Genomic DNA, 13,733 nt, shown 5'->3' with positions numbered 1-13,733 from the left:
ATGACCCATCGCCTGCAAGCCATTGCCCGTCAACGCACCATCCGCTCGATGGCGCTGCTGCCCATCGTCGTTGCTGCCGCCCTGGTGGCCGGTTGCGGTGACAAGTCCGCCTCGGGCGAAGGCAAGGCCACCCAGGCCGCCGCGCGTGTCGATGGCAGTGAAATCACGGTGCACCAGATCAACCAAGTGCTGGAGCGCCAACAAGGCCTCAAGCCGGAACAGGCCGAGGCGGCCAGCCACCAGGTGCTCGAAAGCCTGATCGACCAGCAACTGGCGGTCGCCAAGGCCGAAGAGCAAAAGCTCGACCGCGACCCGCAGGTGGTGCAGATGCTCGAAGCCACCCGTCGCAGCATTCTGGCGCGCACCTACTTGGAAAAGGCTGCGGCGTCTGGTGCCGGCACCCCCACGACAGAAGAGATTCGCAAGTACTACGACGAGAAGCCAGCCCTGTTCTCTCAGCGCAAGGTGTATGCACTGCAGGAATTCACGGTTCCTGCCGCCAAGGAACAAAGCCAAGCCCTGATGGAGCAACTGAAAGCCACTCGCGGCCCGGCTCAGTTCGTCGACGTACTCAAGGCCAGCGGCCTCAAGTTCAATGCCAACCAGATCACACAGGCTGCTGAAGGCCTGCCACTCGGCATCATCGACCCACTGAGCAAGGTCAGCGATGGTGAGGCCCTCTACATCACCGGCAACGATGGCTTCAAGGCCGTGTTGGTGGTCGCGTCCCGCAGCCAGCCGGTGTCGTTCGAGCAGGCCAAGCCCGCCATTGAGCAGTACCTGACGGCCGAGCGTCGTCGTGAGTTTGCGCTCAAGGAGATGAAGGGCTTGCGTGAGGCGGCCAAGATTGAGTATCTGGGCAAGTTTGTGAACAAGCCTGCATCGGGTGTGGCCGCAGGAAAGCCCTCGGCCTCGGCACCCGCAGCAGTTGCCTCACCAGCTAGCGTTGCATCGGAGCCGAGCGTTGACGCCGACGCGCTCAGCAAGGGCCTGACCGGTCTGAAATGATGCCTCGGGCGGGGCTTGGCCCCGCTCCGCAATTTTTGCAACTCCGAAGTTCGCTGCCCCACCAAGACGACCATGACGTTCAACCAATTCCTGCGAATCATCCGTTCCCGCTGGGTGCTGGTCTTATCGATCGTCACGGTCGTCGTGCTCAGCACGCTGGGTGTCAGCCTGATGCTGACCAAGCAGTACACGGCGTCGGCCACCGTCATGGCCGACGTGCGGCCCGACCCCGTCTCGCCTTACGCCATGGCCGGTGCCATGGCCAACACCTACCTGGCCACCCAGGTCGACATCATCAAGAGCGCCAACGTAGCGCAGCGTGTCGTCCGCACGCTGAGACTCACCGAGAACCCGCAAATGCGCGAGCTCTGGATGAAGCAAACCAAGGGTCAAGGTGACGTTACTGCCTGGGCAGCCGACCTCATTGACAAAGGCCTGACTGTCAAGCCATCACGGGAGTCGAACGTCATTGAAATCCAGTACGAGGGCAACTCGCCCGGGTTTGCCTCCACACTCGCCAACGCCTACGCTCGCGCCTACATCGATTCCACAGTTCAGATCAAGGTCGGTCCGGCCCGCCAGTACGCCGAGTTTTTCGAAGAGCGCGCGCGTGCCGCCCGTGAAAAGCTGGAGCGCGCCCGTGAAAAGCTCGCAGAAGCCCAACGCGAGAAGGGCATCGTGCTAACCGATGAGCGTCTGGACGTCGAAACTGCACGACTTGCCGAACTTTCAAGCCAAGTCAACGCTTTGCGCGCCATGCGCTCAGAGACCACCAGCCGCCGCGCCCAGGCCTCAGCCAATCCAGAACAACTCAACGATGTGCTGAACAACCCGGTGGTCGCCAACCTCAAGACTGATCTGGCCCGCCAAGAAGGTCGCCTGCGCGAGCTGAGTGAACGCCTCGGTGATGCCCACCCTCAAGTCATCGAGTCCCGCGCCACGATTGACAGCCTGCGTGCCCAGATTCGCAACGAAACCAGCCGCGTGACCGGCAGCGTGCGTGGTGGTGCCTCCATGGCAGCACAGCGCGAAGCGGAGGCTATCGCGGCCTTCGAGGCACAACGTGAGCGCTTGCTCAAGCTCAAGGAGAGCCGCACAGACTTGCAGGTCATGGAGCGCGAGGTTGAGACCGCTCAACGCATTTACGACTCCATCCAGGAACGCCTGAGCCAGACCAACCTCGAAAGCCAGACCAGCCAGTCCGGCATCTACTTGCTCAGCAGTGCCACAGAACCCACTTCGCCGACCTCCCCGCGCGTCTTTCTCAACACGGCAGTGTCGCTCGTGCTGGGAACACTGCTCGCCCTCATGGTGGCGATGACCGTCGAGCTCTTTGACCGCCGAGTACGCAGTCCCATTGATATCACTCAGGCCCTGGATATCCCCGTCATCGGCGTCCTGCCCGCGCCGAAATCACACCGACGACTCACAACGGCTCGCCTGCGCCTCGCCTTTGGCAGTAAATCTGCCTCGTGATCTCTGTTGTTGACTGAACGCACCCATCCAAAGGCATTCATGAAGCCCCTTTTCAGCCAATCCCGCCTGGGCCCCATCGACGAGTCCGACGACTTTCCAGACACACAAGCGGCTCCGATGGAAAAGTCCATCGGACAGTTGATCAGTGAAGCCAACAACCTGTCGACTGATCAGATCGAACAGATCCTGTCCTACCAGAAGGACAACGGCGTTCGCTTTGGTGAAGCCGCCGTGGCCTTGGGTTTGGCCAAAACTGACGACGTTCTCTGGGCCTTGGCTCAGCAGTTCCACTACCCCTACGCGAGCGAAGGTAAGAACGCTCTCAACCCAGAGCTCGTCGTTGGTGCCGCCCCCTTCACCGACCAAGCCGAGGCGTTTCGCACAATCCGAAGCCACCTGATCATGAGGGTATACAGCTCGGAAGGGCCACGCCCGGCCATTGCCGTGCTCAGCCCTGACTCCGGTGACGGCAAGACCTATTTCTCGGCCAACTTGGCAGTGGCCTTCTCCCAGCTGCCGGGTCGAACACTGCTGATCGACGCAAACCTGCGCAACCCGCGCATGCACGAGCTGTTCACACTGCAAAACCGCAGTGGCGGCCTTTCGTCAATTTTGTCTGGCCGCACGGCCTCGAAGGTCATCCAGGCCGTCAAAGAGTTGCCCAACCTGTTCGTCCTGCCCGCAGGCCCTACGCCGCCTAATCCGCTGGAACTGCTGGAGAGGCCTGCCTTCGACCTGCTCATGCGCGAGCTCAAAACCAAATTCGACCGCATCATTGTCGACACCCCTGCCACCTCGCAAGGTACCGACGGTGCGGTCATCGCAGCTCGCTGTGGCGCGGTGCTGTTGCTTTCCAGCCAGAACAAGAGCCGCATGCCGGCACTCAACGAACTGCTCAAGACTGTTGGCATGAGCTCGGCCAAGGTTGTGGGGGCCATCGTCAACGAGTACGGCGGTTGATCGACTCAAGGGGAGATCAGCACCGGACGGAAATCCACCGGCACGCTCGTGCCTGATGCGACTGCTCTACAGCGCCCCGACAGGTCGCACACCTTCGTTGCACCAGCGGGCAAGGCCACAGCATGAGGAGCCTGAGGAACCCGCGCCGGGTGCCAGATCACCTGAGCCTCCCGACCTTTGACGTCGCGCAGCACCGCGCGCCACACTCCGTCCTGCTGCCCTGTATCCATTCGAACCAGACGTTTGCCCACCATCCAGCGGCGTACCTGACGCCAAGCCTCCCCAGATGCATTAACCCCTGTGGTCGCGTTGTTGTTTCGATTGAATGACGTTGGTGAACTTGGCCATCCGTGCTGATCATCCCAGGCATAGTGGTAGACCCGCCCCAGACCCGCCCCCCAAGCGATCACAAAAAAACGAGCGAGATATGCCGGCCCCAGCTCATCGCGGGTCGGCGGCGGGAGGCCTTGGCGTCGCGCCTGCAACGTTGCCGGCTCGGTATCGAAGTGAATGGCTTCGATGGCGCTCTCTGTGCTCCACAGCGGCTTGTCGGCCAAACCATGGTCTTGCAACATGCCGCGCAGCGCAAGCACCTGCGGCATCAGCATCTCCGGCGCCCCCTCCAGGTAGATGTGATAACCGATGGCATCCGCTTGCTTACCCCCACCAATGCGCAGGAAGTAATCCAGGTAGTTGCGGTGGTGGTAGCTGATGCCAGAAGTCACCACGGCGGCTTTGGGGTCCACTCGACGAATGATGCGAAACGCTTCGTTCTGCAACTCCAGCAACTGCTCGGGCGTGCCACGGTAGCCTGATCCCAATCCGCTACGGCAGGATTGTGGGTCGGGGCACCAAGGGTGCGAAGGAGGGAAATTGGGTTCATTCCAGATTTCCCAACTACGGATGGATCGCCCCTTATAGCGCCCCACGACGTCAGTGACCCAGTTTTGCCAATCGGCCATGCGGCGAGGAGTTTCATCGCAGCGATAACAGTCAGGCAAATTGGCATCGTCGGCATCCTCAGCCATCGAGGCCCAAGCAGGTGCATAGCCTCCCAGCACCATCAACATATCCACATTGTGCTGATCTGCGAGCGCTGCCCGTTCGTCCAGAGCATCCCAGCGATAGATGCTGCGGGAGCCGCGAGGCCGGGTCTTTTGCACTTGGTGCCACTGTGACTGACTGCTATCCCAGATCCGGACAGATCCAGCCTCGGAGTCGGCGATGCCGGATCGGACGTTACGCGTGTGCAGGATGTGGGTGCCGAAAAACTCAGCCGGCACATCGACGGCAGGCAAAGGTAGGGACATCGCTTTAACCTGCAGACTGGCCTCATCCACCCATAGGGTGCCTGGCGTAGCGCTAGAGACCATGAACACGGCTTGGCGGCTGCCGGACTCCCAGAGGCCATGGGAGAACGCGGCGACCTCCACCCGGACCCACTCATCGATGACGCGAACCGTGCGTGCGCCATACTCCAAATAGGGTGGACCGCTCTGGCGCAAGGACAACTTGACCACCATGGGAGATTGCGCGCGCAACCAGACCCCAACCCGATACTGAGCATCAGGCACCAAGGTCTGAGGCTGAACCAATTGGAACACGCCCTGCGCCAAACGCACCTTTAATGCGCGCCCCGAACGGGCTGGCGCAATTGTCGTTTCGTACTCAATGCGGCTTTGCGGCTGCCAGCAAGAGTTGTCCGACCAGTTGATCGGCAAGCTTCCTTGCACCCGGGAACAATCACCGAGCTGACGGCTGCCCCCCTCGAAACCACCGTCCTTGAGCCCCCCGGACACTATCTGAGCCCGCGCCGATTCGCACATCAGGCTCAAAATCAGGACAAGCCCAAAAGTCAGGACCTGCAATGAAAACCCCGTCCGCTTGCGACACTCCATCCCACACTCCAAGATCATCAGATTGGCGTCGACGGCAGTCTGCTCAAATAGGCATGTAACCTCGCCGCCACGGCATCGACCTCGAACCGTTCGACAAATCGGCGTAACGCGGCTTCACGCATCGACTGCAACCGGTGCTCATCGTCCACCACGGACAACAAAACATCACAAGCCCGGCCAGGGTCGTCTAGCGGCCAGAAGCAGCCCTGCACGTCGTTATCAAAAATCTCGGGAATCCCGCCAACCGGGCCGGCCATCACCGGCACTCCGACCGACAACGCCTCCAGCAGCACCACCGGCAGGTTCTCCATCACCGCAGCATGCACGTACAACCGATGCCCTGGAATGTAGGTTCGCCCCTGTGACGAGAAACCTTCAAAAAAGACCTGATCAGCTAGGCCCAGCTCATTCGCCCGCTTGGTCAGGGGGCCGCGATCTGGCCCGTCACCCACGAGCGTAAGGCTCAGAATGCGACCACGCCGCCGTGCTTCAGCCAACACTTCCAGCAAGAAGCCCTGGTTCTTACGCGGCTCTAGCGTGCCAATGCAGATGAGGTCTCTTCCAACCATGCTCCGCAACGGAGAGCCACCTGACAGCGGCTTGACGAAGTTGGGAATGATGGCCGCATTGGACTGATCCAACCCTGGCCACACCTTACCCAACTCACGCAGCATGAAAGCCGACACGAAAATCAAGCCGTGTACACGACGCACGACCGATGACTCGAGGGCGCGGATGCCTCGATCGATTGGGCCATCGCGAGTGATCATCCCCTTACCAATCCACTCCTCAGATTGAGACACATTGAAGTGCACAACCAGGGCCACGCGCTGCCCAGGATGCCGACGCGCGCGCAAAGCCACATCGGCCGACAAGGGGCACTGGGCATACACGACGCAATTCGGATGACGGCGCATGAGTGTGCGCAAACGCACCCCCAGCAAAGCGGCATGACCACGCCGGTACAAGGCCACAGCGGCAGGTTTATGCAACCGCTCCAGCACTCGACGCAGGGCAATGAACAGCGCCAAGAATGGACTGGTCGGCCAATGAAAAGGCGTCGCAATATCGTGGGGCAGACTGCGGGCAGCTAGATAGCCAACAAACTCGCGCATGTGCGCCTGCACACCGGTCGTGCCCTCCAGTCGCATCAGCGACGCTACGATGATCATGGGCTGGGTCATGCAACCTCCTGATCAACAGCTTGCTGCAGCGCCGTGAGCAATCCCTGGGCGGCATGAGCAAACGTGAACCGTTCGACCTCGTGCCGTGCGGCGTGTGACATCGATTGCCACAATGCGTCATCCGACAAGAGCTTCACCACACGATCAACCCACAGAGCCTCATCCAGGGGGCAGACGAAGCCCGTCACCCCATCTTGTATCAGCTCATCGACCACCCCAGTGTGCGGGGAGACCACACAGGGCACACCGGCCGCACAGGCTTCGTTTGCAACGACACCCCAGCAGTCGAACGATGTGGGAAAGAGAAACACGCGAGAAGCTGCATATTCCAACGGCAACTCGGCCTGAGACAGGTAGCCTGCAAAGGAAACATCTACCCATTCAGACACTTCATGTGCCAACTGACGCATGTCCGCCTCCATGTCTCCCCTGCCGACGAAACGCAGGCTCAGGCGACGACCCAGTCGGCGTGCTGCCTGATACGCCACAGCAATGGCGAACAGCGGGTTCTTATGAGCCACGAATCGACCGCTGAACAGCAAGTCGTGGTTGCGAGGAATTTGCACTGATGCAAACCTGGCGTTGTCGGTACACAGCGCGGCCACATGGATACGTTCACGAGGCAGACCGTAGCTCAGGTAAAGGTCGGTCGACCCCTGACACGCCCCCACAAAAGATCGACTTCGGCTGAATACAAAGCGTCGCACAAGCCGATGCTTCCAGCTTAAGCTGCGCTCTGATTCAAGCGTGCCGTCGGTCATGGTCACATGGGGTACACGATGCATCACTGCCCAAGCGAAAGCAAACAGGAAAGTGGGAATGAAGCCGGAGGTCACGATGACATCGGGCTGGATCGAATTCAACAGGCGCCACACACCCGGATCAGCGTGCGAGAAACGTGTGTCGTGAATGTCATAGCGCCCTTTCAGAAAGTGCACCTGGTATCGGCTGGATCGCCCGTCCTGAGCCGGATCAATGTGAGCCCCCGCGCAGTACACCATGTGCAACTCAACCTGCCCCGAAGCAGCCAAGAGGTCCCAACACGGCAATCGGTAAGGCGCAGGCACGTTCGTAATCACGGCGCATCGAATGGGGCGCTTTGCTGCCTGCATCAGCGCCCCCATAGAGAAAAAGCCTTGGTTTGTGCCTTCGACGAAGCATCGGCCACTGTTCCATCGACCTCGTCAGGAGAAGCCAAGATCAGCAAGAACACGCTCGCGAGCGGCCAAGTCTTTAAGGCGAACAGTGAGACCGTCATGGTCATTCCTTGCACCAGATACATCAGGAACGCCACAAAGGCCAACCCACTTGCCCATCGACGTCGTCCGTCACTGTTCGCAATACGCCAAACCAAATACCATCCACAGAAGTTCATCGCAAGACCAAAGATGCCTTGAGTGGTCAGTTGATACATGACATCGTTGTGGGCACCATGTGGCACGCCATCCGAAACGTTCTCCATGTAGATGAGCAAGTCGGCATACAAGCCTCGGCCAAAAAGCAACTCCAGCGGACCATAAGTGGCGAGCCCGTAGCGAATTAGCACCTCCAAAATGCGGTCTCGTCCCTGAGTAAAAGAGCCCATGTTGGACGTGTCAAACCCAAGATACTTGCTCGGGTCGTAAAGAAACATCACCAGCGCTACGACCACCCCCAGGAAGGCCGCATAGCCTGCCAACACTGCAGGCCGCGCACCGTTTTTGTAGGCGATGAAGGCCAAAACAATCAACATGGTCAGGTAATTGGCACGAGAGTTGGCCAACACCACCATGCCCACGGACAGCAACGTCAGGATCAAGAAAGTGGGCGTGGGCTTGTAGCGGTTCCAAGCGGCGTAAATCAACACCGAGGTAGCCATGCTGTAGGACAAGTCCGTCTTGAACATGTAAAACCCTTTGAACGTACGGACGCCGCCCCAATATGTCCAACCGAAATCGAACGGGATGAGGGCCGCATTCGCCAGAATGTTCAAAGCAGCACCGACGGCCAAGGCAAAAGGAAGGCTTTTATCTCGTGCAGCAACCAGCAAGCCAAAGAAGACAAATGGACTGACAATCTTGAAAATCATCTGTGGCGACCCGTTTTGCCACATCATCAGCACCACCAGAAACGTGAAATACAGCATCACGTAAACCCACAGAACCGACTGCAAGTTGTTCACCCCTCGCCCCTGCAGCTGACGATCAAATGCGCGCCCAGTGCGCATGAAGAAGACACCAAAAATCAACAAGAAGAAATACAGGTACTTGACGACATTGACCTCGAAGAAGGCATCAACGCCGGATTTCAGTGCCACCGCCAAAAAAATGGGGGCTGCGTAAAACGTGGGAAACTCGATTTTTTTCATGACAGGATGCCTCCCGACTGGTTCACGCCGGCGTGGCGCACTTGCATAAGCAGGCGGCGCATACCCAAGAAGAGCACCAAGGCGTACGTCATCTCACCCAGCACCAAGCCCAGCATCAGACCGTTCTTGGCGTAGAAAACTCCCAAGACACACATGACTGGAATGCTGATGGCCGAACTGATGGCCGCCGCATAGAAAGACTGGCGAAAGCGACCTCCTGCCAAGAGAACGCCGTTGCATATGCCAGATAAACCACTGGCGAAGAAGAACAACGCCCACCAGGCAATGTCACTGGACAATCCACGGTACTTCTGCCCCAGAACATGAGTCTCTAGCGTCGGGTATGCAAGCGCCAGCACCAGGGTGTAAGAAAGCACGATCGCAAGCACCCCAGCCATGGACACCCAGGTCAGTCGACGCACACCACGCACGTCACCATCGGACAAATTGCGACTGACGCGGGGACGGAAGATGTTGGCCCATGAAACGAACACCATTCCCAGCGGCGCCGCGAACAGCTTTGCAGCCACCACCTCGGCCGTGGTCTCAGGCCCCACGACGCGGGCGCCGATGAGCAAATACCCATTCCCAAAAGCCCACGCCACCAAGCCTGCTGGCAGCGACCACTTCGCATAGGGCCAAATGTCCCGCAGCAGGGTCGACCACGCCTGCCATCGAGCCGACAGGGACAACTCGGCTGATCGCAACCAAGGCAGCGCACTCAATAAGCCTGCCAGCGCCATCACGTACAACACGCCCGCCGCTGAGATCTCGCTCGATCGCATCAGCACACCCACGCCAACCGTAAGCGCCAGCACGTACATCACATCCTGCCAGAGGCACAGGTCAGGCCTCAGTCGGATGAACTGAACATTGCGCAAGAACTCTCGTAGCCAGACGCCAACCACCATGCAACTCATGGCCCCGGCCAACGGCCAAGTAACCGCGTCCATCGCGATGGAGGCCGGCACCCACCAGATCACCGCCCCCCCCACCATGGCCATCACAACACTGAGCGCAACCTGCAAACCGAAATATGCATCGGCCATATCACGCCTGGCCTGCCCGACACGCTGCGGCAGCAGCGTCAGCGCCGTCGTGTTGATCAATGCCGCCTGGATTGCCAACGTGAGCGCGATGTAGCCCACCAGTTGGCTGTAGGCGTAGTAATCGGTTTTGGAGGCATATTTGATGAACACCAATCCGATCAAAAAGTTGGAGACACTCAGCAGCGCTTGGTCGAGCAATGAATAGTGGACACCTTTAAAGACCGACTCTTGGCCTGCAGGAGGCTTGACCTCACCGGGCATGAACGCCCCCTTGCAGCAGTGCACCTTGCAAGTCGGCCATGGCTCTGCGATAGACCCCCTCCAACTGCATCGCATTGCGCTCTGGCGTGTAAAGCGCCTCGTACTCGGCTCGGGCAGCTTTACCCATCTCCAGCATCGCCTGAGGGTTCAACTGAGCCCAGCGGATGCACTCTACCAAAGCGGCCGCGTTGCCAGGCTCGAACAGCAACCCGGTACGCCCCTCCTTCACCAATTCTTTCAGTGAGCCGTGACGACTTGCAATCACCGGCACGCCACAGGCATAGGCTTCCACGAGTGTGCGTGGAAAGCCCTCGTAGCAAGCGCTGGGCAACACCAGGAAAGCCGCGCGAGATAGCCGCGCCAAGACCTCGTCGAGGGGCTTCGCGCCCAACCAAGCCTCGCCGGCCGTCGACTTGACCTCAGCCTCCAATGGCCCGCTGCCAATCACCTCGACACTGCGAGCAGGGAGGGAGCGCATGGCCTCGATCAAAGTCGTCACGCCCTTCTCAACGGACAGGCGCCCCACGTAGACTCCACCGCAGCGATCGGACCAACTGGGGAGCCGCAACTGATCCACGAAATTGGGTTTGACATCAATCCGCTCAGCCGGCAGCCCCCCCTCAATGAACTTCTGACGACAGAACTCATTGAGTGCGATGTAGCGCGTCACTTTGCGCTGCCACGTCCCCAAGCCCTCATGCAGCATCACCATCGCTGCGACGGCCCCAGTCTGCAATGCCGAGTCCCGATAGCAACGGTGTTGCACTGCAGGCCACGGCACACGTCGCCCCAGGCAGTCCTCGCAGACCTTGCCTTCGCGGAGAAACGTCGCCTGCGGGCATAACAGACGGAAATTGTGCAGCGTCTGAACCACCGGGACACCCTCGCTCGCTGCCGCCCAAAACACGGAAGGTGAGATCAACGGCAAGGTGTTGTGGACATGAATCACATCTGGCTGAAAGCATGCAATGTGAGCGCGCAGCAAACGCACGGAGTCAGACGACCACAAGGTCTGCCGCGCCAAAGACAAACGCGACATGCCCTGGACGTCATCGTTGTGACGAATCCAGAGGTCAACCTCATGCCCCTGCTGACGCAGCAAGGCCGTCTCGGCCTCGACCACACTGTCCTCCCCCCCCCGCAATTGATACGCGTTGTGGGCTATCAATACGCGCAGGCGGGCGGACGCCCCAGCATCACGATCACTCACGCCGTCATTCACTCGTGATAGTCGTAGGCTTGGAAACCAGCGAGCTTCACAAGACTGTCACGCTTGGCAGAAGCGTAGTCACTTGTCACCATCTCGGCGACCAACTCCGCCAAGCTGATCTTGGGGGTCCAACCAAGCTTCTCGCGTGCCTTGGTGGGATCGCCCAGCAGCGTCTCGACTTCGGTAGGACGGTAGTAGCGCGGGTCCACCCTCACAATCACATCACCTGCCTTGCACTTTGAGAGCACCTGACCGTTGACGTGGGTGACTGCGACGACCTTACCTACCTCGTCTTCGCCCTCTCCCTCAAAAGCCAAAGTGATGCCCAACTCCCGCGCAGCGAACTCCACAAACTGACGCACGCTGTACTGCACGCCCGTGGCGATCACAAAGTCATCGGCCACATCCTGCTGCAGCATCAACCACTGCATCTCCACGTAATCCTTGGCGTGTCCCCAGTCACGCAGTGCACTCATGTTGCCCAGATACAAGCAATCCTGCAAACCCAAGGCAATGCGACTGATCGCACGCGTGATCTTGCGCGTCACGAACGTTTCACCACGCACCGGGCTCTCGTGGTTGAACAGCACGCCGTTACAAGCGTACATGCCGTAAGCCTCACGGTAGTTGACCGTGATCCAGTAGGCGTACATCTTGGCCACCGCATAGGGGCTGCGCGGATAAAAGGGTGTGGTTTCCTTTTGCGGGATCTCCTGCACCAACCCGTACAACTCCGAAGTCGATGCTTGGTAGAACTTTGTCTTCTTCTCTAGTCCGAGGATACGAATGGCCTCAAGCAAGCGCAACGCCCCCAGACCATCAGCGTTGGCCGTGTACTCAGGCTCCTCAAAGCTCACGCCAACATGTGACTGAGCGGCGAGGTTGTAGATCTCATCAGGCTGCACCTTCTGGACGATGCGGACCAAACTGGTCGAGTCCGTGAGATCGCCATAGTGCAGGATGAAGTTGCGGTTATCAACGTGTGGATCTTGATACAAATGATCAATGCGATCTGTGTTGAAGAGCGAGGAACGACGTTTGATGCCGTGTACTTCATATCCCTTCTTCAACAAGAACTCGGCCAAGTAGGAACCATCCTGCCCCGTAACGCCGGTGATCAGTGCAACTTTTTTGGACATGTCAATCTTCTTTGAGGGAACCGAAAAAACGAGCCCGGTCTGACGCAGGCATGGCAACAGCCAGATCATTGACGAACTGCTCTTGCAGAACCTTGGCTGCACTCAATTCAGCCTCGTCTGTTGAAGGCGTCAAACTGGAAATGCGCATCAGCATCCCATCCATGATCCAACCCTGCAGACCGTACTTCAACTGCGCAAGCTTACGAGACAAGCCGGGAATGCTCGCGCTGTGCCCCAGTGTCACCCAATATGTGATGGGCTCACGCCTCTGCCCTGCTGTCGCCAACAGACGCACCACTTGCAAATCATGGTCCTGCACCCTGAGCTGCCCAACGGAAGCGCCCTTCACAACGAATCCCTGTGCTGAGTAGCAGAATTCAGGTCGGTGCGCTGCGGTCGACGCCGAGTTCTGATTCTTCCCATAAGCGATGGAGAGCATCACCCGCGCACCGTCTTGACGGACATAAGTTCGATTCAAGGTCTGCGAGTACAAAGCGTCCAGCTTCTCGGTTACCGTCGGGTCAGGCAGAACGGGCACCACCGACGGATCTACTCTCCAAGCACCAAAGGACTCGGGCACAGAACGCTCAAGGTTCATCGCAGGCCACTCGTCAGCCATCACGCGCCTGGGTGTCAGCAACTCTGCCGCACCGAACCCCATCACCATCAGGATGACGGCCAGAAGGACTGGCAACAACTTCACGCGCGATGCGCCGCGACCCAAGCTATCAACGGTTGCCACGACCACCCCCTTGATCATCAAAACGTGCGGCCAGCAAGCGGTCTACACCGTAAGTCAGCACCAAGGCGACGGCAAACAACACCATGCCAGCAAAGCCGTGCATGAACCCCTGCCCTGCCTCGTCACCCAGGTGATAGGTCACCATGATCAAGATGATGACGCGAGTGACATTCGAAATGAACGAAATCGGAATGATCGCCAACCCAAGGATCACGTTACGAGCCTTGGAGGTGTAGTTCATCACACGCATGTACAAAAAACCCAATGCCTCAAGGGTGAACAGTGAGTTCAAGCCTGAGCAGGCATCGGCCACCAACAACTGGTATTGGCCCACAGTCAGGGTCACGCCAGTGCGTGCAATGGGGTAACCCGCCCAGTACATCAACTGCTCAGCCACCACCGACACCGCGCTCTTGAGGGGCATGGTCATGGCCTGCACCAGCACCCCCGGCAGGGGCA

At 59.1% G+C, this 13,733-nt stretch carries 12 protein-coding genes; 3 read left to right on the top strand and 9 right to left on the bottom strand.

Going from position 1 to position 13,733, the window contains the following annotated elements:
• The 3 genes from RBT42_RS12635 to RBT42_RS12625 all read left to right on the top strand — a co-directional run bounded on the left by RBT42_RS12635 (position 1) and on the right by RBT42_RS12625 (position 3,444).
• Positions 1-1,008 carry an EpsD family peptidyl-prolyl cis-trans isomerase gene (locus RBT42_RS12635; protein WP_320365641.1) on the top strand — a complete coding sequence of 336 codons (1,008 nt, stop codon included), beginning with the start codon at positions 1-3 and terminating at the stop codon, positions 1,006-1,008.
• 72 nt (positions 1,009-1,080) lie between these two features.
• Complete coding sequence (epsF, locus tag RBT42_RS12630; RefSeq protein WP_320365639.1) at positions 1,081-2,484, top strand: chain length determinant protein EpsF; 1,404 nt, start codon at positions 1,081-1,083, stop codon at positions 2,482-2,484.
• 39 nt (positions 2,485-2,523) lie between these two features.
• Positions 2,524-3,444, top strand: coding sequence for a polysaccharide biosynthesis tyrosine autokinase (locus RBT42_RS12625; RefSeq protein ID WP_320365638.1), 921 nt, complete (start codon positions 2,524-2,526; stop codon positions 3,442-3,444).
• A 5-nt stretch (positions 3,445-3,449) separates the two neighbouring features.
• Here RBT42_RS12625 and RBT42_RS12620 read toward each other — a convergent pair whose 3' ends face one another.
• The 9 genes from RBT42_RS12620 to RBT42_RS12580 all read right to left on the bottom strand — a co-directional run.
• Complete coding sequence (locus tag RBT42_RS12620; RefSeq protein ID WP_320365636.1) at positions 3,450-5,342, bottom strand: hypothetical protein; 1,893 nt, start codon at positions 5,340-5,342, stop codon at positions 3,450-3,452.
• A 17-nt stretch (positions 5,343-5,359) separates the two neighbouring features.
• Positions 5,360-6,526 carry a glycosyltransferase family 4 protein gene (locus RBT42_RS12615; protein ID WP_320365634.1) on the bottom strand — a complete coding sequence of 389 codons (1,167 nt, stop codon included), beginning with the start codon at positions 6,524-6,526 and terminating at the stop codon, positions 5,360-5,362.
• Positions 6,523-7,464 carry a glycosyltransferase family 4 protein gene (locus RBT42_RS12610; protein WP_413785898.1) on the bottom strand — a complete coding sequence of 314 codons (942 nt, stop codon included), beginning with the start codon at positions 7,462-7,464 and terminating at the stop codon, positions 6,523-6,525. Before RBT42_RS12610 ends, RBT42_RS12615 begins: the two co-directional genes overlap by 4 nt.
• A 173-nt stretch (positions 7,465-7,637) precedes the next feature.
• The gene (locus RBT42_RS12605; protein ID WP_320365632.1) at positions 7,638-8,873 is read right to left on the bottom strand and encodes an O-antigen ligase family protein; all 1,236 of its coding nucleotides are present in this window, start codon (positions 8,871-8,873) and stop codon (positions 7,638-7,640) included.
• Positions 8,870-10,183 (bottom strand): hypothetical protein, encoded by a 1,314-nt coding sequence (locus tag RBT42_RS12600; RefSeq protein WP_320365630.1) that lies wholly within the window; start codon positions 10,181-10,183, stop codon positions 8,870-8,872. Before RBT42_RS12600 ends, RBT42_RS12605 begins: the two co-directional genes overlap by 4 nt.
• Positions 10,173-11,393, bottom strand: a complete 1,221-nt coding sequence (locus tag RBT42_RS12595; protein WP_320365628.1) for a glycosyltransferase family 4 protein — start codon at positions 11,391-11,393, stop codon at positions 10,173-10,175. The genes RBT42_RS12600 and RBT42_RS12595 overlap by 11 nt, the downstream gene beginning before the upstream one ends.
• 8 nt (positions 11,394-11,401) lie before the next feature.
• Complete coding sequence (gmd, locus tag RBT42_RS12590; protein ID WP_320365626.1) at positions 11,402-12,532, bottom strand: GDP-mannose 4,6-dehydratase; 1,131 nt, start codon at positions 12,530-12,532, stop codon at positions 11,402-11,404.
• A gap of 1 nt (position 12,533) precedes the next feature.
• Complete coding sequence (gene epsI / locus RBT42_RS12585) at positions 12,534-13,274, bottom strand: exosortase-associated protein EpsI, B-type (protein WP_320365624.1); 741 nt, start codon at positions 13,272-13,274, stop codon at positions 12,534-12,536.
• Positions 13,261-13,733 (bottom strand): archaeosortase/exosortase family protein (locus RBT42_RS12580; protein WP_320365622.1); only part of this gene is annotated, 473 nt, incomplete at its 5' end. The genes epsI and RBT42_RS12580, both read right to left, overlap by 14 nt.

This window comes from Aquabacterium sp. (assembly GCF_034003525.1).
GTDB lineage: Bacteria > Pseudomonadota > Gammaproteobacteria > Burkholderiales > Burkholderiaceae_C > Aquabacterium.
Note: the sequence above shows the minus strand (reverse complement) of the source record. Positions and strands in the feature narration are given on the sequence as shown.

Excerpts from the sequence above, each read along its gene's own strand:
- RBT42_RS12635 (WP_320365641.1), top strand. The coding sequence starts at position 1 with ATGACCCATCGCCTGCAAGCCATTGCCCGTCAACGCACCATCCGCTCG.
- epsF (WP_320365639.1), top strand. The coding sequence starts at position 1,081 with ATGACGTTCAACCAATTCCTGCGAATCATCCGTTCCCGCTGGGTGCTG.
- RBT42_RS12625 (WP_320365638.1), top strand. The coding sequence starts at position 2,524 with ATGAAGCCCCTTTTCAGCCAATCCCGCCTGGGCCCCATCGACGAGTCC.
- RBT42_RS12620 (WP_320365636.1), bottom strand. The coding sequence starts at position 5,342 with ATGGAGTGTCGCAAGCGGACGGGGTTTTCATTGCAGGTCCTGACTTTT.
- RBT42_RS12615 (WP_320365634.1), bottom strand. The coding sequence starts at position 6,526 with ATGACCCAGCCCATGATCATCGTAGCGTCGCTGATGCGACTGGAGGGC.
- RBT42_RS12605 (WP_320365632.1), bottom strand. The coding sequence starts at position 8,873 with ATGAAAAAAATCGAGTTTCCCACGTTTTACGCAGCCCCCATTTTTTTG.
- RBT42_RS12600 (WP_320365630.1), bottom strand. The coding sequence starts at position 10,183 with ATGCCCGGTGAGGTCAAGCCTCCTGCAGGCCAAGAGTCGGTCTTTAAA.
- gmd (WP_320365626.1), bottom strand. The coding sequence starts at position 12,532 with ATGTCCAAAAAAGTTGCACTGATCACCGGCGTTACGGGGCAGGATGGT.